This window comes from Streptomyces sp. NPDC102258, from assembly GCF_055584685.1.
The window spans coordinates 156353-177038 of record NZ_JBVJLO010000010.1 but is presented as its reverse complement, the minus strand read 5'-3'; the positions used below and the strand labels follow the sequence as shown (position 1 = coordinate 177038).

Here is a 20686-nt window from a genome sequence, read left to right as displayed (position 1 = left end):
TCGTGGGTCACTGGTGGTACCGGAACATCGTCGAGCCGGGCAAGCTCCCGCTGCTGCTCGCCCTGCTGTCCTTCGTGCTGTCGTTCCTGGTCACCCGGGTGATCACGCGGCTGATCCGGGCCGGGCGGGGCCCCTTCAAGAACATCACCCCGGGCGGGCTGCACGTCCACCACGTGGTGCCGGGGGTGGTCCTGGTGATCATCGGCGGGTTCGGGGCGGTCGGCAGCGGACAGCACAGTTTCGGCTCGGCCCTCTCCGCCGTGCTCTTCGGGCTGGGCGCGGGGCTGGTGCTGGACGAGTTCGCGCTGCTCCTGCACCTCGACGACGTCTACTGGAGCGAGCAGGGCCGCAAGAGCGTGGAGATCGTGGTGCTGACGGCCGCGGTGGTCGCGCTGGTGCTGGGCGGGTTCCTGCCCTTCGGGGTCAACGAACTGACCGTCGACGAGCGGCACAGCCGGGGCCTGGTGGTCATCAACACCGCCACCAACTTCTTCCTGGCGCTGGTCGCCCTGTGGAAGGGGAAGCCGCGCACGGCGGTGTTCGGGACGGTGATCCCCTTCGTGGCGCTGATCGGCGCGGTGCGGCTGGCGCGGCCGGGGTCGCCGTACGCGAAGAGGTTCTACGCGAACCGCCCGCGCGCCCGGGCCAGGGCGGGGCTGCGGGCCTTCCACCACGACCGGCGCTGGGCGCGGCCCCGCCGCAAGTTCGAGGAGTTCATCGGCGGCGCCCCGGACCCGGAGCGCGCCGCCGGCCGCCATGACGGCGGGGCCGGGGCCGGGGGCGGGCCCGGCTGACGGGCGCCGGCCCGGCGGGCCGAGGTCGGGATCAGGCTTGGCCGAACGGGCGCGCCGGCCCGGCCGGACCGCGCCGGACGGGCGCCGGTCCGGTCAGCCCGGGATCAGGCCGTCGTCGCTGAGCATCTCCCTGACCTCGGCCAGCGAGGCTTCGGGGGCGGGCAGGATCAGCTCGGACGGCTCCAGCGCGTCGTCGGGCAACGGCCGGCCGAGGCGGCGCACGGCGTCGAGCAGCGACCCCAGCGTGCGCCGGAAGCCCTCCTCGTCGCCCGCTTCCATCTCCGCGAGCAGGTCGTCGTCCAGCCTGTTGAGCTCGGCGAGGTGGCCGTCGGCCAGCTCGACCTGCCCCTCCCCCATGATGCGGACAATCATGACGGGCCCCTGTCCTACTGCTTGTCGAACCGGTGCGGGGTCTGCGACGGCTGGGCGGTGCCGGGTGCGCCGGGGGCGCCGCCCTCGATGGCCTGCTGCTGCGGGCCGCCCGCCAGCTCGGCCTTCATCCGCTGGAGCTCCAGCTCCACGTCGGTGCCGCCGGAGAGGCGGTCCAGCTCGGCCTGGATGTCGTCCTTGGAGCCGAGGCCGCTCTGGTCGTCCAGGGCGCCGGAGGCCAGCAGCTCGTCGATCGCGCCGGCGCGGGCCTGGAGCTGGGCGGTCTTGTCCTCGGCCCGCTGGATGGCCAGGCCGACGTCGCTCATCTCCTCGGAGATGCCGGAGAAGGACTCCGCGATCCGGGTCTGGGCCTGGGCGGCGGTGTAGGTGGCCTTGATGGTCTCCTTCTTCGTACGGAAGGCGTCCACCTTGGCCTGGAGGCGCTGGGCGGCCAGCGTGAGCTTCTCCTCCTCGCCCTGGAGGGTCTGGTGCTGCACCTCCAGGTCGCTGACCTGCTGCTGGAGCGAGGCGCGGCGGGAGAGGGCCTCACGGGCCAGGTCCTCGCGGCCCAGGGCGAGGGCCTTGCGGCCCTGGTCCTCCAGTTTGACGGACTGGCCCTGGAGCTGGTTCAGCTGCAGTTCCAGGCGCTTGCGGGAGGTCGCCACGTCGGCGACGCCGCGGCGCACCTTCTGCAGCAGCTCCAACTGCTTCTGGTACGAGTAGTCGAGGGTCTCGCGCGGGTCCTCGGCCCGGTCCAGGGCCTTGTTCGCCTTCGCGCGGAAGATCATCCCCATACGCTTCATGACACCGCTCATGGGCTTCGCGCGCCCCCTTCTAGACGGACTGTGCTCCAGGTCACCGACAGGACCCACAGTACGGGCCCTGTCTCCATTACCGCACTGTTCGCGTACGGATGCGCTCCTCCTCCAGGACGAGTGTCCCCGCGCCGTATCAGGCGCGAGGAGGAGGTGATCCCCGAGACCGGGGGGTTCCCCCCGCACCGGTAAGACGCCCGCCGTTGCCGGATCGTTCCCCGGCGCGGTGGGGTGGGTGCGCCCGACCACGTAGGCTTGGGTTTTGTGTTTGGTAGCCGCTCCTCCAAGGAAGAGAAGGCCGCCGCCACCGACAAGGTGAGCGCCGACCTCTCGCAGCCCCGTGACCCGCAGGCCCCGAAGGGCCGCCCGACGCCGAAGCGTGCTGTGGCCCAGTCGCAGCGCAAGGCCGTGGTGGCCTCGACCGGCAACCGCAAGGAGGACGCCAAGCGAGCCCGTGAACGCCGTCGCGAAGAGATGGCCCGGCAGCGCGAGGCGCTGGCCAACGGCGACCAGCGTTATCTGCCCGCCCGGGACAAGGGTCCCGTCCGCAAGTTCGTCCGTGACTTCGTGGACTCCCGTTTCTCCGTCGCCGAGATGTTCCTGCCGCTCGCGGTGATCATCCTGGTGCTGAGCATGGTGCGGGTCTCCTCGATCCAGAACATCGCGCTGATGCTGTGGCTCGGCGTGATCGTCCTGATCATCCTCGACTCCATCGGCCTGGCCTTCCGCCTGCGCAAGGCGCTGAACGAGCGCTTCGCCGACGAGCCGCGCCGCGGCGCGGTCGCGTACGGCCTGATGCGCACGCTCCAGATGCGCCGGCTCCGCCTGCCGAAGCCGCAGGTCAAGCGCGGGGAACGGCCCTGAACGAGGGCTTCGGGCAGGGCGCGCGGCTCTGGCTGGAGGGCCTCGGCGGACTGCGCAACGCCGTCCGGCAGGAACTCGTGGGCCGGCAGGTCGAGGAACAGATCGCGCACCGCTTCCCGGTCGGGCAGCGGCTGCGCGTCCTCGATGTCGGCATGGGCCAGGGCACGCAGGCGCTGCGCCTGGCCCGCGCCGGGCACATGGTCACCGGCCTGGAACAGGACCCGGCGATGCTGGACGCGGCCCGCGAGGCGCTGGCCGCCGAACCGGCCGGGATCCGCGACCGGGTCCGGCTGCTGGAGGGCGACGGCCGCGAGACGGGCGTGCACTTCGGGCCGGGCAGCTTCGACGTGGTGCTGTGCCACGGCGTGCTGATGTACGTCCCCGAGGCGGACGCCATGCTCGCCGGGCTGGCCCGGGTGCTGGCGCCCGGCGGCCTGCTGTCCCTGCTGGTGCGCAACGGTGACGCGCTCGCGCTGCGCCCGGGGCTGGCCGGGGACTGGGACGGGGCGCTGGCCGCCTTCGACTCCGTCGACTACACGAACCGGCTCGGCATGGACGTACGGGCCGACCGGCTGGCCGACCTGACCGCCACCCTCTCCGGGATCGGCGCCCCGCTCGCCGCCTGGTACGGGGTACGGATCTTCACCGACGGCACCGAGGCCGGTACGGAGCTCCCGCCGGAGGCGGAGCTCGACGCCCTGCTCGCCGCCGAGGAGCGCGCCGGCCGCACCGACCCCTACCGCGCGGTGGCGGCGCTGCTGCACCTGTGCGGGGTCCGGGGCTAGCCCGACCCTTCGGGCCGCAGGCCCTTGAGCACCACGTCCAGGGCGAGTTCCGTGAGGGCGGGCAGCGGGGAGTCCTCCAGGAGCGAGGCGACCGCGAGGGTCGCGAGGCCGTGGACGGTGGAGAAGGCGACCTGCGCCAGCAGGACGGGATCACCCGCGCGCACGGCGCCGGCCCGCTGCCCGTGCGCCATCAGCCCGGCGACGATCCGCAGGCTCTCGTGGCCGAGCTCGCGCAGCTCCGGGCTGGAGCCGTCGGCGTGCTTCGCCGTGAACATGAGGTCCAGCAGCGCGGTGTGGCCGAGCGCGAAGCCCACGTACGCCTGTCCCAGGGCGGCCAGCCGTGTCTCGACCGGTCCGCCGCCCTCGTCGGCCGCCGCCCGCAGGCGGGCGTTGAGCGTGCTGAAGCCGCTGACGGCCAGGGCGTCCAGCAGGGCCCGCCGGTCGCGGAAGTGCCGCGCGGGCGCCGCGTGGCTGACGCCGAGGTCGCGGGCCAGGCCGCGCAGGGTCAGGCCGTCCGCCCCCGCTTCGGCGAGGACCGCTTCCGCCCGCTCCAGCAGGGCGGCCCGCAGATTGCCGTGGTGGTAGGACTCGTCGGCGGCCAAGGCCGTCCCCTCTCCCTATGTTGTCGTTGACAACAATGATGTCGCTGCCTACATTGAGTATGACCCCCAGCCCCACGGATACGGAGCAGCGCCATGTCGATCACGTACCGGGGCACGGTGGCCCTGATCACCGGAGCGAGCGCCGGCCTCGGCGTCGAATTCGCCCGCCAGTGGGCCGCGCGCGGAGCCGACCTGGTCCTGGTCGCCCGGCGCCTCGACCGGCTGGAGGACCTGGCGGCGGACCTGGAGAAGCGGTACGGGATCACCGCCACCCCGATCGCGGCCGACCTCTCCCTGCCCGGGGCGGGCGCGGCGCTGCGCGCCGAGCTGGAGGCCCGCGGGATACGGATCCAGACGCTCGTCAACAACGCGGGCTTCGGCAGCCACGGCCCCTTCCTGGAGCAGGACCCGGCGCAGATCGACCGGATGATCCAGCTCAACGTCACGGCGGTGGCCGGCCTGACCCGCGCCTTCCTGCCCGACCTGGTGGCCGACGGCCGGGGCGCCCTGGTCACCCTCGCCAGCGCGGCGGCCTACCAGCCCACCCCCGCCATGGCGGTGTACGGCGCGACCAAGGCCTTCGTCCTGAGCCTGACCGAGGCCATCGCCTACGAGACCCGGCGCTCCCCGCTGCGCGTCCTCGCCGTCTCCCCCGGGGCGACCCGCACCGAGTTCTTCGACGTCGTGGGCAGCCGGGCCGCCGCCGTGGGCCGGATGGCCACACCCGAGCAGGTCGTCACCACCGCCCGGCGGGCCCTGGAGCGCTCCTCGACCCCGCCGAGCGTGATCACCGGCCTCGGCAACCGGCTGTCGGCCCTCGCCTCCGGGCTGGCCCCGCGCCGCCTCACCCTGGCCGTCGCGGGCCGCGCCCTCAAGGCCTGACCGGCCCGGGGCCGGCCGGTCGGGTGCCCCGGCCGGCCGGGGCGGGCTACGCCTCCTGGGCCGCGCGCAGGCTCATCACGTAGATCTGCGTGCCGTCCTCGAAGAGGGTGACCTTCTCCGCGCCGCCGTCGAGGAGTTCCTTCCAGACCTCGCCGATCCAGGATTCCGCGTCGCCCTGGGTCGTGAACTCCTCCGGTTCCACCGCCGGGCTCGTCTCCGTGCCGTCGGCCGTCTCGAACCGCCACGTCCACACCATGTCCGCCTCCGTTGCTCGCACGCGTTCTCACACTTCTCGGCATGAGTGTGCCCGCAGAGTAACCGGGCGCGCACCAGTACCGGCGACGCGGGAGGATCTCCGTGTGGAACTCACTCTGCTCGGTACCGGTACCCCTGAAGGACTGCCCCGCCCCGGCTGTCCCTGCGCCGCCTGCGCGGTCTCCGTGGGCCCCCTGGCCCGCGCGGCGACCGCCGTGCTCGTGGACGGCGCGCTGCTGCTGGACCTGACCCCCGGGGCGGTGCTGGCCGGGGCCCGCGCGGGGCATTCGCTGGCCGGCGTACGGCAGGTGCTGCTGACGCACCCGCACGACGGGCCGCCCGTCGAACTGCCCCCCGGGCTGCCGGCGGCGGGCCGGGTGCCGGACGGGCGGGAGCTGGCGGTGATCAGCGGGCACCGGGTGCGGGCGGTGCCGATGGACGCGCCGGGCACCGGGTACGAGGTCACCGGCCCGGACGGGAGCCGGCTGCTGTACCTGCCGCCGGGCGGGGCGCCGGCCGGGACCGACGGGACGACTGCCCGGCGCGCGTACGACGTGGTCCTCGCGGACGTGCTCGGCCGCCCGGAGGCGCTGGCCCGGCTGCGGGCGAGCGGCGCCGTCGGCCCGGCCACCGACGTCATCGCCGTACACCTGGACCACGACACCCCGCCCGGCCCCGAGCTGGCGCGCCGGTGCGCGGCCGTCGGCGCCCGCGTCGTGCGGGACGGCACCACGGTGGTGGCGGGCGAGTACCACGCGGGCCCGGACGTGCCCCGGCGCACCCTGGTGCTGGGCGGCGCCCGGTCCGGCAAGTCCGTCGAGGCCGAGCGGCGGCTCGCGCCCTTCCCCGAGGTGGTCTACGTGGCCACCGGCGGCACCCGCGAGGACGACGCGGACTGGGCGCAGCGCGTCGGCCTGCACCGCGAGCGGCGCCCGGCCGGCTGGCGGACGGTGGAGACCTGCGAACTGGTGCCGCTGCTGGCGGAGTCCGGGCCGCCGCTGCTGATCGACTGCCTGGCGCTGTGGCTCACCGACGCGATGGACCGCACGGACGCCTGGGACGACGCGCTGTGGGCGGCCGGGGGCCAGAAGAAGCTGCGCTCCCGGGTCGCGGACCTGGTGGCCGCGGTCCGCGCCACCCGCCGCCCGGTGGTGCTCGTCAGCAACGAGGTGGGCGCCGGCGTGGTCCCCGCGACCCCGTCCGGGCGGCGCTTCCGCGACGAGCTGGGCCGCCTCAACAACGCGGTGGCGGGCGAGTGCGAACACGTCCTGCTGGTGGTGGCGGGGCAGGCCCTCGTCCTCAAGGGACAGCCGGGGTGACGGACCGCCAGGGGTTCGGCCGGACTCGCCCTGAGGGAGGACCTGACCGGCTGTAGTCTCTGGCAGATGACCACGCTGAATCTCGACGACTTCTCCGATCTGATCGAACGCCCCGACGGGGGCGTCCGGCGTGACGCCGAGGATCGCCGTGAGCGGCTGGCCGTGCCGCCCGGCGCGCTGGGCCGGCTCGACGACCTCGCCGAATGGCTGGCCGCCGCGCAGGGGCAGGTCCCGGTGAAGCCTATCGAGCGGCCGCGCGTCGTGCTGTTCGCGGCCGACCACGGGATCGCCGCCCAGGGCGTCTCCGCGCGGCCCGCCGGCAGCGCCCACGAGCTGGTCCGCTCCGTCCTGGAGGGCACCAGCCCGGTGTCCGTCCTGGCCGGACGGCTCGGCGCGGGCGTGCGCGTGGTCGACACCGGCCTGGACTGCGATCCGGGGCTGCTCCCCGAGGACGTGACGCGGCACCGGGTACGCCGGGGCAGCGGACGGATCGACCTGGAGGACGCGTTGACGGCCGAGGAGGCCGAGGACGCGCTGCGCCTGGGCATCGCGATCGCCGACGAGGAGGCCGACTCCGGTACGGACCTGGTCGTGCTCGGCGACCTGAGCGTGGGCGGCACCACCGTGGCGGCCGTCCTGGTCGCCGCGCTCTGCGGGACGGACGCGTCCGTGGTCACCGGGCGCGGCGGGCTGCCGATCGACGACCTGGCCTGGATGCGCAAGTGCGCCGCCATCCGCGACGCGCTGCGACGCGCCCGGCCGGTACTCGGCGACCAGATGGCGCTGCTGGCCGCGGTCGGCGGCACGGACGTCGCCGCGATCACCGGTTTCCTGCTCCAGTGCGCGGTGCGCCGTACGCCGGTCATCCTCGACGGGGTCGTCTCGGCGGCCTGCGGACTGGTGGCCCAGCGGGCCGCGTTCCGCGCCCCGGACTGGTGGCTGGCCGGACAGACCAGCGGGGAGCCGGGCCAGGCCAAGGCACTGGACCGGATGGCACTCAACCCCGTGCTCGACCACGGCGTCACAGTGGGGGAGGGCACCGGGGCCCTGCTGGCACTCCCCCTGGTCCAGGCGGCCGCCGCACTCGCGGCGGAACTGCCGGTGAGTACCCCGCCCGGCGGAAGCCGGGAGGAGGAGGCTGGGGAACAGCCGACGGACTGAGACACCGGGCACTACGGGCCTGACCAGTCCGCAGTGCACGCGCTGCCTGTGGACGGTGACGCCCCATATCATCGCTTTTCATGGGAGAGGTCCGCTTGACCAGCGTAGACACCGACCGGAGCCTCGATCAGGCCTCCGGCAAAGGTTCCAACAGCAAGAAGGAGTCCGGCGGCGAGCCCGCCGCGAAGGGCGGGAACCGCAGGGGGAGCGCCTCGTCGAGACGCGGCGCCGCCTTCGCGGTCTGGTACCTGCGGGCCGTCACCTTCGTCAACTTCCTCAGCGCGGTGTGGCTTTCGCTCGGGCAGGACCTGCGCCGGCACAACACCGCCGACTTCTACACCCCGTACCTGCTGACGGCCGGGTTCGCCTCCGGGCTGTTCTCGCTGCTGCTGGCCGTCACCATGGGCCGCCGCAAGCGGGCCGCGTGGATCCTGAACCTGGTCGTCAGCGGCATGCTGCTGATGGCCTTCGCGGTCGCCGCGTTCGCCCCGTGCACCAGCGGCGACATCGACCTGTGCTACCCGGAATTCCGCGACCACGCCCAGAACTGGGTCTCGCTGGCCCTGACGGGCGCCTTCGTCGGCGCGCTGCTGGTGGGCCGCCACGAGTTCTACGCCAAGGGCGACCGCTCGAACCCGAAGCTGGCCACCGTCGTGGCCGCCGTCGGCCTGCTGCTGACCTCGCTGATCGCCGCCCTCCTGGTGGGCGCCGCCAACACGGACGCGGACCGCGCCGACGCGACGTTCCTGGCCCGCTGGCGGTACGGCGTCATGCGGCTGATCACGCTCGCGCCCGACGAGAAGGCGTACCACGCGATCACCACGCCCGCCTGGGTGGACGTCTTCATCAACGTGATGTCGATGCTGCTGCTGCTCGCGGTGCTGTTCGCGGCCTTCCGCTCGCGCCGCGCCGTCGACCCGCTCACCCCCGAGGACGAGGAGCGGCTGCGGGCCCTGCTCGCCAAGCAGGGCGACCGCGACTCGCTCGGCTACTTCGCGCTGCGCCGCGAGAAGTCCGTGATCTGGTCCCCCACGGGCAAGGCCGCCGTCACCTACCGCGTCGTCGGCGGGGTCTCGCTCGCCTCCGGCGACCCCATCGGCGACCCCGAGGCCTGGCCCGGCGCCATCGAGCCGTGGCTGGCCGAGGCCCGCGAGCACGGCTGGGTGCCGGCCGTGATGGGCGCCAGCGAGGAGGCGGGGCAGATCTACGCCCGGCACGGCCTGGACGCGCTGGAGCTCGGCGACGAGGCCATCGTCGAGACGGACGAGTTCACGCTGGAGGGCCGCGCCATGCGGACCGTCCGGCAGGCCTACAACCGGGTCAAGCGGGCCGGGTACACGGTCCGCATCCGCCGCCACCGCGACATCCCGGCCGAGGAGATGGACGTCCTCCTCAAGCGGGCCGACGACTGGCGCGACGGCGCCACCGAGCGCGGCTTCTCCATGGCGCTGGGCCGGCTGGGCGACCCCGACGACGGCCAGTGCGTGATGCTGGAGTGCACCGACGGCAACGGCGACCTGCGGGCCGTGCTGTCCTTCGTACCGTGGGGCCCCAAGGGCCTCTCGCTCGACCTGATGCGCCGGGACCGGGACTCCGAGAACGGCCTGATGGAGTTCATGGTCATCGAACTCCTGGAGCGTTCGAAGGAGATCGGTGTCACACAGGTCTCGCTGAACTTCGCGATGTTCCGTTCCGTCTTCGAGCGAGGGTCCAAGCTCGGCGCGGGTCCGGTGCTGCGCATGTGGCGCTCGCTGCTGAGCTTCTTCTCCCGCTGGTGGCAGATCGAGTCCCTCTACCGGGCCAACGCCAAATACCGGCCGATCTGGGAACCGCGGTTCATGCTCTTCGAGAAGAGTTCCGACCTGCTGCGCATCGGCATCGCGGCGGGCCGGGCCGAGGGCTTCCTGGAGGCGCCCGGCCTGCCGAAGTGGATGCACCGCAGACATCTGGAGACGATTCGTTGACGTCGTGGACGACGGCCCCACTACGGCGCTTCGCCCGCCGTGAGTGGGGCCCCCTGTTCTGGACCATCCGGGACGCGCTCGTCCATGACAGGTGGCGGGCCCTCCCGATGACCCTCGGGGCGGTCTGCCTGACGTCCGTCTTCCAGATCGTGCAGAACACGTCCTGGGGCTTCCAGCCCGTCCAGAACCTGGGGTCCGTCAAGGCCGTCGACCCCCTGTGGCTCGCGCTGCTGCGCACGCCGCTCTCACTCTTCGTGCCCGCCCTCGACCTGCCGGTGTGGGGGGCGCTCGCGCAGATCCTGCTGGTCTTCGGGATCGCGGAGATCTGCATCGGCTGGTGGCGCACCCTGCTCATCGGCTACGTCGCCACCCTCGCCGGCACCACCTACGCCCGCATCGGCCTCTCGCTGGGACCCGACCACCCCTTCGGCCTGCCGGTGACCGACCGGATCGTCAACGACACCGGGCCCTCGGCGGCCGTGGTGGGCCTGGCGATCTACGTCTGCTGGCGCTACCGGGCCTACCTGACCGGGGGGCTGGTGATCCTGGTGATGATCGGCGAGGTGCTGTTCAAGGACAACCTCGCGGGCAAGGAACACCTGGCGGCCATCGCCGCCGTGATGGCCGTCTGCACGATCCGCGCCCGCTGGGGCCCGGCCCCCTCGCCGAGCGCTCCCTCGCCACCGGGGCGCTGACGCCGGGCCCGCGGATCCGAGCGTGCCCGGGAGTCCCGGGCGGGCCGCGGAAGGCCGGGGAGCCCGTACCGTATCCGGGTGACGACAGACCTCGGGCCCTTCGCCCGCACCCGGCGGGGCATGCGGGCGCATCCGCTCGCCACCGACGCCGTGCTCGCGCTCGGGGCGTTCGTCTCCATGGTCCTCGGCTCCTTCGCCGATCCGCACGGACCGCACGGGCCCACCTTCGGGACCCGCGCCCCCGAACCGCTCTCGCTGGTGCTGATGCTGCTCGCCGCGGCCGCGCTGGTGCTGCGGCGGCGCAGGCCGCGGGCCGTGCTGGCGGTCACCTGCGGGCTGTCGATGCTGGAGCTGACCACCGGGGCGCCGCGGGCGCCCGTCGTGATGTGCGCGGTGATCGCCCTGTACACGGTGGCCGCGCGCACCGACCGGCCCACGACCTGGCGGATCGGGCTGCTCACGATGGCCGGACTGACCGGGGTGGCCATGCTCGCCGGACCGCTGCCCTGGTACGCGCAGGAGAACCTCGGCATCTTCGCCTGGACCGGGATGGCCGCGGCCGCTGGAGACGCGGTGCGCAGCCGGCGGGCCTTCATCCACGCCATGCGGGAGCGCGCCGAGCGGGCCGAGCGGACCCGCGAGGAGGAGGCCCGGCGGCGGGTCGCCGAGGAGCGGCTGCGCATCGCCCGGGACCTGCACGACGTGGTGGCCCACCACATCGCCCTGGTCAACGTCCAGGCGGGGGTGGCCGCGCACGTCATGGACAAGCGGCCCGACCAGGCCAAGGAGGCCCTCGCGCACGTCCGCGACGCCAGCCGTTCCGCGCTGAACGAACTGCGCGCCACCGTCGGGCTGCTGCGGCAGTCCGGCGATCCGGAGGCGCCGACGGAGCCCGCGCCGGGGCTGGCCCTGCTGGAGGAGCTGCTGGACACCTTCCGGCACGCCGGGCTGCCGGTACGGGTGCTGCTGGAGCTGGGGCCGGGGGCCGGACCGCTGCCGTCCGCCGTGGACCTGGCGGCGTACCGGGTGATCCAGGAGGCGCTGACCAATGTCCGCAAGCACGCCGGGCCGGGTGCGAAGGCCGAGGTCAGCGTGGTGCGGGTGGGGGCCTCGCTGGAGGTGACGGTGCTGGACGACGGGGGCGACTCGGCCGACTCCGCCCCCGGGCAGGCCGACCCGGGGGGCGGGCACGGGCTGCTCGGGATGCGGGAGCGGGCGGGCGCGCTGGGCGGCTCGTGCTTCACCGGCCCGCGCTACGGGGGCGGCTACCGGGTCCACGCGATCCTCCCCGTCGCCTGACCGGACCTGACCGGCCTGACCGGCCTGACCGGCCTGACCGGGCTAGCAGGCCTTGCGCCAGGGGCCCAGTTCGAGCTTCTTCTCCATTGAGCTGAGCCCCAGCTTCTTCGAGGCCGCGCAGAAGCGGTCCGTGGGCAGTTCGTACTCGACGTGGAAGACCGCCTTGCCGGCCTGGACGAAGGGGGTGAGCTGGTCGCACTCGTGGTACTGGGCGCACTGCTCGTTGACCGCGAAGTCGTAGTCGCCGACCAGCTCCGGGATCTGGTCGAGGTCGTTCTTGAGGCCGACGGCCAGCCCCCGGTCGTGGGCGAGCTTCGCGATCATCCGGTTGAACTTCAGCTGGTCCCCGGCGGTGACCGGGAAACCCGAGTCGTTGTGATAGGCGTCCATGTTGTCGGGTTCGACGGCGTCGAAGCCCTTGTCGCGGCACATGTCGAAGCGCTTGCCCATCAGCCGTTCGAGGTCGGTCAGGCGGCGGACGTCGAGCCAGCGCTCGCCCTTCCAGCCGTTGCCCTTGCCGAGCATGTCCTGCGGGAAGTCGGCGGAGTCGGGGCGGAAGTCCTCCCAGGCGCCGGTGGAGACGTAACAGATGGTGCGGCGGCCGGCCCGTTTGAGGGCGGTGACCTGCTCCTGGGTGGTGTTGAACCCGTCGACGTCGTACACGGGCACGTCGAAGGACGTGTCGAGCTTCCCGCTGAGCTGCCACTGCCAGGCCGTGCCGGGCTGCGGCCGCCAGCGCTCCCCGGGCGGCGGCGCCGGGGAGACCGCGCCGGTGGGTCCCGGCCCGGGCGGCTCCTCGTCGTCGCCGGAATCCGACGAGCAGCCGGTGAGCAGCAGCAGGACGCAGGCGGCGACGGCCGCCGCCGCGGTGGTGGTTCTCTTCATCCGGCCGCCTCCAGGGCGTACGGGAGGGTCCCCCACGGGTGCGCGCCCGTTCCGGGGACCGCGCAGTACACCCCGGCCCGTCGCTCCGCGGCGAGTTCGGCGGCGGGCGCGCCGGGCGGGACCGCGTACACGAGGTGGCAGAACGTCCGGGCGGGGTGATTGGCGGTCCAGGCGGGCGGGGTGGCCGCCGCGTCCCGGTAGGCGTCCCAGGGGCCCTCGAAGGTGACGAGCAGGTCGGCGAGCCCGGCGTACCCGGGGTGCGGGTGGACGCCGTGGTTCAGGACGAGGGTACGGGCTCCGGCGGCCCGGGCGGCCACCGCCAGCCGGCCGTAGTGGGGCAGCAGTTCGGGATCGGCGGCGGCCTGGTCGAGGAAGGCGCCGTCGGTGTCGTACCAGTCGCGGTGGCGCAGCAGGTCCTGGACCACCTCCGCGTGCGGGCGGCGCCCGTAGTCCGTGTCGGCGTACCCGAGGACGGTCACGCCGGCCTCCCGCAGCCGCGCGGCGACGGCGGCGAACCGTTCGTCGGGGGCCGGGCCCGGCCCGCTGTCGGGGTTGAGCACGACGGAGTGCAGCCGGCCGGCGCAGCGGATGAGCCGCTCCCACTCCTCGGGCCGGTCGGCGGGGTGCTCGTACAGGGGCACCAGCAGCATGGGGTCCTTCTCCTCGTACGGGGACACGCGTTCGGGGCTCACCGGTGGGCCGTCGCCCGGCCGAGAAGCAGGCAGACCAGCACGGCGAGCACCGTCGCGGCGCCGCCCGCCACCACCAGCTGCACCAGCCGGGGCGCGCCGGCCCCGGTGAGCAGGGCCAGGCTCTGGGCGACGGCGGCGCCCGCGCAGACGATCGCGGCCGGCCGGACCGCGCCGAAGGACTGCAGGAGCAGCCCCGTCCACATCACCGCGCCCAGGAGCAGCAGGGTGGCGACACGGACCCCGCTCAGGGCCGGGGCGTGCGGCCACAGCAGGGTTCCGGAGACGCCGAGGGCGAGCAGCACCACCAGGTAGCGGGCGAGGCAGCCGGCCAGGGTGGTGAGCATCCGGCGCCAGAACGCGGCGGGCGAGCGGGCCGCCCGCAGCCCGGCGAGGCTGCCGCTGCGGAAGCGGTGCAGCAGCCATTCGGCGGGGCCCATGCTGAGGGTGAGGGCCACAGCGCTGGGGGCGGCGACCGCCTCGGCGGGGCCGCCGGAGAGCACCTCCCCGAGCGCGGCGTACAGCACCAGCAGGCCGGTGCCGAGGCCGAAGACGCCGTAGGGCACCGATTCCCCGATGCGGGGGCCGCGCCGGGCCCGGTCCTCCTCGGCGCCGCGCAGCATCCGCCAGCGCACCGGGCCGCCCCCGCCGCCCCGGTGCCGGATCCGGATCCGGGCCCGGGCCCGGCGCACGACGGCCCGTACGCCCTCGGCGAGCGGGAGTTCACCGAGTGCGAGCGCGCAGGCCGCCAGCAGCGACAGCACGAGCAGGGCCACCCGCGCCGGTACGGGCAGGTCCACGACGAGGGAGAGCGCGGCGCCGGCGGCCATCGGGCCGAGGGCGGCGAGCAGCACCCGCTCCCGGCCGAGCACCAGCAGCACGGTGGCGGCGCCCACGTACAGGGCCTGGCCGGCGGCGAAGGCGTACGAGAACGGCGGCCCGCCGGGGACGGCGAACGCGGCGGCGGTGCCCAGCAGCGCCCCGGCGGGGGCTCCGGCGAGCAGGGTCCGGCGGGCGGCGGCCCGGTCGCCGAGGCCGAGCCAGGAGTAGGCGCGGTGGGACAGGGTCTGGTCCCAGACCCAGCCGATGAGGGCCCCGGCGAGCAGGGTCAGGGTGCCGGCGGGCAGGCCGAGCCGGTCCGGGGGACCTTCGAGGAGCGGGGCGCCGAGGACGTAGGCGAGGCCGGGCAGGGCGAAGACCAGGCCGCGCAGCAGGCAGGCGGTGAGGGAGACCTTCCAGGGGTCCGGCAGCCGGTCCGGTTCGGGGAAGGCGCGGGGCACCCGGGCGTAGAGCTCCTCGGCGAGGGCGAAGGAGTCGTGGCGGCCGTAGGTGAGGCGGATGTGCTCGTCGTTCATGCCGTCGGATTCGAGGACGGCGGCGATCTCGTCGGGGTGGACGGCCGCGGCGACGAGCGCGTCGAGGCGCTCGGCGAGGGCGTCCATGGGGTCGGCGGCGGGGTCCGCCCCCGCCGCCGTGCGGCGGGGGCGGGGGACCGCGGGGAGGGTGCCGGAGGCGGCGGACGCGGCGGAGGCGGCGGCGCCGGGGCCGGCTCCGCGGCGGCCGGCGCGCGCGTGACCGGTGGCGGCGGCGTGGCCGACGTGCACCCAGCCGCCTTCCGGTCCGGGGGGCCTGAGCCAGAGGGATCCGCTCACCACAGGCTCCCGTCCGCGGCGAGTTCGCGGTACCAGGGGTCCGCGAGCCGCTGGGTCCAGTCGTCGCCCTCGCGCACGGGCAGGACGGGCTGGCCGGCGAGTTCCCGGTAGATGTGCCGGAAGCCGTCGACGGACTGGTGCAGGGTGAACTTCTCGACCACCCGCTTGCGGGACAGCCGGCCCAGCTCGGCGCGGCGGGCGTCGTCGCGCAGCAGGGCGAGGGTGGCGCGGGCCATGGTCTCGGGTTCGCGGGGCGGGACGACGAGCCCGGTGTCACCGACGGCCTCGCGCACGCCTCCGACGTCGGTGGACACGGTGGTGCGGCCGCAGGACATGGCCTCGATGATGCTGAACGGGAAACCCTCGCTGATCGAGGACAACATCACGACGCTGCCCGCCGCGTAGGCGTCGGCGACCCGCTCGATGCGGCCCTCGTAGGCTATCCCGTCGCTCACGCCGAGTTCGGCGGCGAGCTTCTCCAGCCGCAGCCGGTACTCCTCGCAGCCCGCCGGGACCGGCCCGAACAGGCGCAGGCGCAGCGCGGGCAGCTCCTGGCGCATGAACGCGTAGGCCCGGATCAGGGTTTCGAGGTCCTTGATCGGGTCGATCCGGCCGCACCAGCTGAGGGTGGGCACCTGCGGCTCGGGCCCGGCCTCGGGGAAGGCGTGCGGGTCGACGCCGTTGTAGACGGTGCGGATCCGGGCGGCGTCGGCGCCGCCGCGCTCCTCCCAGCGCCGGTTGTACTGGTTGACGGGGGTGATCAGGTCGGCCTGCCGGTAGCCCTCGGAGTTGAGCTCCCGGTAGAAGCCCAGCATCAGGGCCTTGACGGGCCAGCGCTGGGCGGCGGTGCGGTAGCCGAGGTAGCGCTCGCGCAGGTAGATGCCGTGCTCGGTGAGGAGGAAGGGCACCTGGTCGAGGCGTTTGGCGGCGAGGGCCGGCAGGGTGGCGAGGCCGCTGCTCACGGCGTGGGCGACGCTGTCGGGCGGGATCCGTACCGACAGCGGGCGCAGGGCGTGTTCCAGCAGGTCGGTGGCGGTGAGCGCGTCGTGGATGGTGGGCCGGGCCGCGGCGGTGACCAGGCCGGGGCGGGTCCATACGGTCATCAGCAGGCGCAGTACCGATTCGGAGCGCAGGGCCGGGGCGAGCCGGCCGGCCCGGGCCAGTGCGGCGAACTCGCCGAGGGCCTCGGAGAACCCGCCGTGCGCGGGGTCGATCAGTGACAGCAGGAAGGTTTCGTACAGCGCCTCGAAGGCGCGGCGGCCCTTGCCCCACAGGGCGGTCCGGCGGGTGCGCGACGGCGTCGGGCCCCAGAGCGGGACCACCGTGTGCCGGTAGACGTTGCGCGGGAGTTCCCAGGTGACCGGCTCGCGTCCCGAGCCGGTCAGGGCTATGACGTTGAAGTCGACTTCGGGCATGCCGCGGACGAGTTGGTCGCACCAGGTGCTGACACCTCCGTGGACATGTGGATAGGTGCCTTCGGTGAGCATGGTGACATGACGCCCATGGCTCATGCGGTGTGTCCCCCCAGGACGGAAAAGGGGCCGGCGCCCGTGGGTTCGCGGAGCGCCGGCGCTGGGTGCAACGTGTGGCGGCCTACTGGCGGTTCGGCCGTACCGCGGTCAGGCGAGCTTCAGGGTGACCGCGGACTGGAGCAGGTCGGGAGACGTCCAGGCGGAACGGGTTCCGGCGTAGGCGGTGCCGAAGTCCGCGGTGCCGAGGAGGAGCTGCTTCTTGGTGCCGTTGGGCGCGGTGACCGGGGCGACCACGCCGGAGGGGGCCTTGACGGTGACGTCCTTGCCGATGCGGTAGGCGGTGACCTGGTTGCCGGCGACGGCCTTGTCCCAGGCGGCCCGGCGGCTGAGCTCGACCCCGCTGTCCTTCATGCTCTGGTTGACGATCGGCGCGCTCGGCGCGTAGAGCGAGCGGTAGGTGTCGAGGACCTGGTTGAGCACCGGGTAGAGGGTGCGGTCCTCGGCGAGGTTGGACTGGTGGACGTAGTGCGGACGCGGGTCGTTGGCCAGGACGTGGCGCAGGGCGGTCCGCGCCTCGGCCGGGACGACGTAGTCCAGGTAGCCGTTGGTGGCGTCGAGCGGGGCGGGCAGGCAGGTGGAGGTGCCCGGACTGTCCTCGCACAGGCCGCTGCCGCCGTCGGCGCGGCTGGTGTAGATCCAGTTGTACTCGTCGGCCATCTCGGCGTTGGTGCCCGTGTTGTAGTACACGTTCATCGGGTACCGGGGGACGGTCAGTGCGGCGCCGACGGCCCGCTGGCCGGACTCGCGGGAGCTGTCGCTGCCGGCCCACTTGATGCCGTTGTCGGCGAAGGCGCCGGCCAGGTTGGGGTTGTCGGCGGGCTGCTGCGGGAGCGTCTTGAGGCCGGAGTGCTCACCGGTGACGATCTCGGTCCGGTCGGTGGTGATGCCGTGGGCGGCGGCCCAGTTGTTGTTGTCGCGGATCTGGGCCGAGATGTCGGCCCGGCTCATGTAGTTGACGGCGCCCTGGGCGTTCTTGGTGCAGGACCAGGGGACGGTGGTGGTGTCCTGGGTGCAGCCCAGGAACAGGTGGGTGTACGTGTGGTTCATCCACCGGTACTTGGCCCGGTCGGCGAGCAGCTGGGCGGTGAGGGCGTCGGTGCCGCCGTTCTCGGCCTTCCACTCCTCCCCGGCGCCCGCGTTGAAGAGCAGGTCGAGCTTGAAGTTCTTGCTCGTCTGCCACTGCGCCGCGTACTGGGCGTCGGCGGCGGTCATGCGGATGTCGCTCTCCTTGCCCTCGCCGCCCGCGCAGGCGTAGTCGCCGGGCGTGCAGTTGAGGGTCTTGTCCCAGCGGGCGTCCGGGGCGAAGACGTCGTCGACGTGGACCGCGAAGTAGTTGCGCTCCTGGCCGAGGTGGACGCCCTGGGTGAGCCACTCGACGATGCCCCGGGCCAGCAGCCGGAACTGCTGCTGGTACTGGTTGTAGCCGAAGGTGACGACCAGTTCGCTGCGGCCGTCGTGGGTGTACTCGCCGAGGAGCGAGGCCCGTCCGGAGCCGCCCGGGACGGGGGCGTCGAGGAAGCTGGTGTAGCCGGCCCGCGGCTTGCCCGCGTACCCGTAGCTCTCCGGGATCAGCGACGAGTTGTCCTCGAAGGCGACCTGACCCCCCAGGTAGCCGAAGGGCCCCGTCTTCCCGGCGGCGGTGACGGCGGCCTGCGTGCCGTCGAGGGTGCCGCCGAAGCCGCCGTTGTCCGTGTACTCCAGGCCGACCTCGGGGTGCGCCCAGGTGTAGGCGTCGACCTGGCGGATCCCGTACGCCGTCTCGTACGCGGCGAGCGCGGCGGGCTCGGCCGAGCCGGCGGGGAACGGGTTCTCGTTGGGCAGGACCACCCCCTGGAACTTCGCTCGCGGACGGCCGGAGACCGTGTCGGCGAGGAACGCGGCGTCGATCACAGGACGGCTGGAGCTGCCCAGGTCGACGCGGGTGTACGGGACTCCGGTGTCGCGGAGCTCCGCGATGAGCGCCCCGACCGAGCTGCCGCCGTCGTCGACGACGAGCACCCGCAGGTCGATGCGCGGTGTCGCGGCCGTCTCCGCTGCCTGGGCTTGCGCAGCGGGTACGGCGACGGACATCAGGGCGGCTGCCGCCAGCGCGGCGGCGACCCTGTTCATCCGGTTCTTGTTGACCATGTCGGCCTTCCCCCCGCAGGCATCCCTCGGAACGGCCCTTGGCGGACGGCCGGGCCGGGGAGGCTCTGTGGAAATCATGCAAAGGGACCCCGCGTCCCCTTGCGAGAGTGGGTCGAGTCTCTCGGACCTCGTCAGGTCTACGAGGCAAACCTGGAGCAGAGTCCACAGATGGGTGAACCTGGCGGCCCATCGCTCGAACAACTTGACAAACCTTCGAGTGACGTACGGACGAGTGCGTGCGCGTAGGCTCATTTCCGGCGGCCGCCGGGCCCACTTACGATCGCTGCGGAGCGGCCGGAGATCCCGACGTGTCCGCAGCGACCACTTCACACAAACGGAAGCGAGACTTCACCACCGTGACTGCTCTGACTCTCAGCACTGCCGGCGCGGCGACGCTGCGCGCCGACGCCCTCGTGGTCGGCGTGGCCAAGGGCCCCAAGGGGCTCCTCGTGGCCGCCGGCGCCGAGGCCGTGGACAAGGCGTTCGACGGAAAGCTCGCCGCCGTGCTCGACGCGCTCGGTGCCTCGGGCGCCGAAGGCGAGACCACCAAGCTGCCCGCCCCGGCCGGCCTGAAGGTCCCGGTCGTGCTGGCGGTCGGCCTGGGCTCCGCCCCCGAGCAGGACGAGTCCTTCGACGAGGAGGCCCTGCGCCGCGCCGCCGGCGCCGCCGCCCGCGCGCTGCACGGCGCGAAGAAGGCCGGCTTCGCCCTCCCCCTCGACGACGCCTCCGCCGTCACCGCCGTGGCCGAGGGCGCGCTCCTCGGTGCGTACGCCTTCACCGCGTACCAGGGCGGCGAGAAGAAGGCCGCCAAGGGCGCCGGCCCCAAGCTGCCGCTGGCCGAGGTGACCCTGCTGGGCGCCAAGCCGCGCGACAAGGAGCACAAGGCCGCGGCCGACCGTGCCCAGGTCGTGGCGACCGAGGTCAACATCGCCCGTGACCTGGTCAACACCCCGCCGAACGACCTCACCCCCGAGGCCTTCGCCGCCGTCGCCTCCGCGACCGCGAAGGAGAACGGCGTCAAGGTCCAGGTCCTGGACGAGAAGGCCCTGATCAAGGGCGGCTACGGCGGCATCATGGGCGTCGGCAAGGGCTCCGAGAACCCGCCGCGCCTGGTGAAGCTCTCCTACACCCACGCCAAGGCGGAGAAGTCCCTCGCCTTCGTCGGCAAGGGCATCACCTACGACTCGGGCGGCATCTCCCTGAAGCCGGCCGGCCACAACGAGACGATGAAGTGCGACATGGCCGGCGCCGCCGCCGTGTTCGCCGCCGTCGTCGCGGCCGCCAAGCTCGGCCTGGAGGTCAACGTCACCGGCTGGCTCGCGCTCGCCGAGAACATGCCCTCCGGCTCCGCCACCAAGCCCGGCGACGTGCTGCGCATGTACAGCGGCAAGACCGTCGAGGTCCTCAACACGGACGCCGAGGGCCGGCTGGTCCTGGGCGACGCCCTGACCAAGGCCTCCGAGGACAACCCGGACGCGATCGTCGACGTCGCCACCCTGACCGGCGCCATGGTGCTGGCGCTGGGCGACCGCACCTTCGGGATCATGGCGAACGACGACGCCTTCCGCACCTCGATCCACGAGATCGCCGAGGAGGTCGGCGAGTCCTCCTGGCCGATGCCGCTCCCCGAGGACCTGCGCAAGACCATGGACTCCCCCACCGCGGACATCGCCAACATGGGCGTCCGGATGGGCGGCGGCCTGGTGGCCGGCCTCTTCCTCCAGGAGTTCGTCGGCGAGGGCATCACCTGGGCCCACCTGGACATCGCGGGCCCCGCCTTCCACGAGGGCGCCCCGTACGGCTACACCCCCAAGGGCGGCACCGGCTCGGCCGTGCGCACCCTGGTGCGGCTCGCCGAGCGCACCGCGACGGGCGACCTGGGCTGAGCCACCGCCCGGCGTACCACCTGGTGAGACGCTCCTCGTGAGACGCGACGCGCCCCGGGACCCGGTCAGGGTCCCGGGGTGCGTTCGCTCTGGACGAAACCTGGAGGATCG

Annotated in this window: 19 protein-coding genes; 10 read left to right on the top strand and 9 right to left on the bottom strand. The window is 73.6% G+C overall.

Annotation, left to right across the window (positions count from 1 at the left end; all coding sequences use genetic code 11):
* Positions 1–2: 2 nt before the first annotated feature.
* Positions 3–794: a hypothetical protein gene (locus ACZ6ZT_RS18965; protein WP_469720469.1), complete on the top strand. Its 792-nt coding sequence runs from the start codon at positions 3–5 to the stop codon at positions 792–794.
* 93 nt (positions 795–887) lie between these two features.
* Here ACZ6ZT_RS18965 and pspAA read toward each other — a convergent pair whose 3' ends face one another.
* Positions 888–1166, bottom strand: a complete 279-nt coding sequence (gene pspAA / locus ACZ6ZT_RS18960; protein ID WP_469720467.1) for a PspA-associated protein PspAA — start codon at positions 1164–1166, stop codon at positions 888–890.
* 14 nt (positions 1167–1180) lie between these two features.
* On the bottom strand, positions 1181–1978 hold the full coding sequence (locus ACZ6ZT_RS18955; RefSeq protein ID WP_469720465.1) for a PspA/IM30 family protein: 798 nt from the start codon (positions 1976–1978) through the stop codon (positions 1181–1183).
* Positions 1979–2233: 255 nt separating this feature from the next.
* Between ACZ6ZT_RS18955 and ACZ6ZT_RS18950 the strand changes: the two genes are divergently transcribed.
* On the top strand, positions 2234–2842 hold the full coding sequence (locus tag ACZ6ZT_RS18950; protein WP_469720463.1) for a DUF3043 domain-containing protein: 609 nt from the start codon (positions 2234–2236) through the stop codon (positions 2840–2842).
* Positions 2843–2919: 77 nt separating this feature from the next.
* On the top strand, positions 2920–3627 hold the full coding sequence (locus ACZ6ZT_RS18945; RefSeq protein ID WP_469720461.1) for a class I SAM-dependent methyltransferase: 708 nt from the start codon (positions 2920–2922) through the stop codon (positions 3625–3627).
* On the opposite strand, the gene ACZ6ZT_RS18940 is transcribed toward ACZ6ZT_RS18945, so the two are convergent.
* A complete protein-coding gene (locus ACZ6ZT_RS18940) occupies positions 3624–4229 on the bottom strand; it encodes a TetR/AcrR family transcriptional regulator (protein ID WP_469720459.1) in 606 nt (201 codons plus the stop codon). The two genes, ACZ6ZT_RS18945 and ACZ6ZT_RS18940, sit on opposite strands and share 4 nt — an antisense overlap.
* Before the next feature lie 93 nt (positions 4230–4322).
* On the opposite strand from ACZ6ZT_RS18940, the gene ACZ6ZT_RS18935 reads away from it, so the two are divergent.
* Complete coding sequence (locus tag ACZ6ZT_RS18935; protein WP_469720457.1) at positions 4323–5111, top strand: SDR family NAD(P)-dependent oxidoreductase; 789 nt, start codon at positions 4323–4325, stop codon at positions 5109–5111.
* A gap of 46 nt (positions 5112–5157) precedes the next feature.
* Here the strand turns inward: ACZ6ZT_RS18935 and ACZ6ZT_RS18930 are convergent, their stop codons facing one another.
* Positions 5158–5367 (bottom strand): hypothetical protein, encoded by a 210-nt coding sequence (locus tag ACZ6ZT_RS18930; RefSeq protein WP_469720670.1) that lies wholly within the window; start codon positions 5365–5367, stop codon positions 5158–5160.
* A 103-nt stretch (positions 5368–5470) separates the two neighbouring features.
* Between ACZ6ZT_RS18930 and ACZ6ZT_RS18925 the strand changes: the two genes are divergently transcribed.
* The 5 genes from ACZ6ZT_RS18925 (at position 5471) to ACZ6ZT_RS18905 (ending at position 11804) form a co-directional block, all read left to right on the top strand.
* A complete protein-coding gene (locus ACZ6ZT_RS18925) occupies positions 5471–6685 on the top strand; it encodes a bifunctional adenosylcobinamide kinase/adenosylcobinamide-phosphate guanylyltransferase (protein ID WP_469720455.1) in 1215 nt (404 codons plus the stop codon).
* 66 nt (positions 6686–6751) lie between these two features.
* On the top strand, positions 6752–7846 hold the full coding sequence (gene cobT, locus ACZ6ZT_RS18920; RefSeq protein WP_469720453.1) for a nicotinate-nucleotide--dimethylbenzimidazole phosphoribosyltransferase: 1095 nt from the start codon (positions 6752–6754) through the stop codon (positions 7844–7846).
* 80 nt (positions 7847–7926) lie between these two features.
* The gene (locus ACZ6ZT_RS18915; protein WP_469720451.1) at positions 7927–9810 is read left to right on the top strand and encodes a phosphatidylglycerol lysyltransferase domain-containing protein; all 1884 of its coding nucleotides are present in this window, start codon (positions 7927–7929) and stop codon (positions 9808–9810) included.
* A complete protein-coding gene (locus ACZ6ZT_RS18910) occupies positions 9807–10505 on the top strand; it encodes a hypothetical protein (RefSeq protein ID WP_469720449.1) in 699 nt (232 codons plus the stop codon). Before ACZ6ZT_RS18915 ends, ACZ6ZT_RS18910 begins: the two co-directional genes overlap by 4 nt.
* A 120-nt stretch (positions 10506–10625) precedes the next feature.
* Complete coding sequence (locus ACZ6ZT_RS18905; protein WP_469720668.1) at positions 10626–11804, top strand: sensor histidine kinase; 1179 nt, start codon at positions 10626–10628, stop codon at positions 11802–11804.
* A gap of 42 nt (positions 11805–11846) precedes the next feature.
* Here the strand turns inward: ACZ6ZT_RS18905 and ACZ6ZT_RS18900 are convergent, their stop codons facing one another.
* From ACZ6ZT_RS18900 to ACZ6ZT_RS18880, 5 genes are all read right to left on the bottom strand, one after another.
* Entirely contained in the window at positions 11847–12689 is an 843-nt protein-coding gene (locus ACZ6ZT_RS18900) for an endo alpha-1,4 polygalactosaminidase (protein ID WP_469720446.1), read from the bottom strand.
* Positions 12686–13339, bottom strand: a complete 654-nt coding sequence (locus ACZ6ZT_RS18895) for a spherulation-specific family 4 protein (RefSeq protein ID WP_469720667.1) — start codon at positions 13337–13339, stop codon at positions 12686–12688. Before ACZ6ZT_RS18895 ends, ACZ6ZT_RS18900 begins: the two co-directional genes overlap by 4 nt.
* A 38-nt stretch (positions 13340–13377) precedes the next feature.
* Positions 13378–15030 (bottom strand): hypothetical protein, encoded by a 1653-nt coding sequence (locus ACZ6ZT_RS18890; RefSeq protein WP_469720442.1) that lies wholly within the window; start codon positions 15028–15030, stop codon positions 13378–13380.
* Entirely contained in the window at positions 15027–16541 is a 1515-nt protein-coding gene (gene pelF / locus ACZ6ZT_RS18885; protein ID WP_469720438.1) for a GT4 family glycosyltransferase PelF, read from the bottom strand. The genes ACZ6ZT_RS18890 and pelF overlap by 4 nt, the downstream gene beginning before the upstream one ends.
* Before the next feature lie 108 nt (positions 16542–16649).
* The gene (locus ACZ6ZT_RS18880) at positions 16650–18689 is read right to left on the bottom strand and encodes a hypothetical protein (protein WP_469720436.1); all 2040 of its coding nucleotides are present in this window, start codon (positions 18687–18689) and stop codon (positions 16650–16652) included.
* A gap of 356 nt (positions 18690–19045) precedes the next feature.
* Between ACZ6ZT_RS18880 and ACZ6ZT_RS18875 the strand changes: the two genes are divergently transcribed.
* On the top strand, positions 19046–20575 hold the full coding sequence (locus tag ACZ6ZT_RS18875) for a leucyl aminopeptidase (RefSeq protein WP_469720434.1): 1530 nt from the start codon (positions 19046–19048) through the stop codon (positions 20573–20575).
* Positions 20576–20686 lie beyond the last annotated feature (111 nt).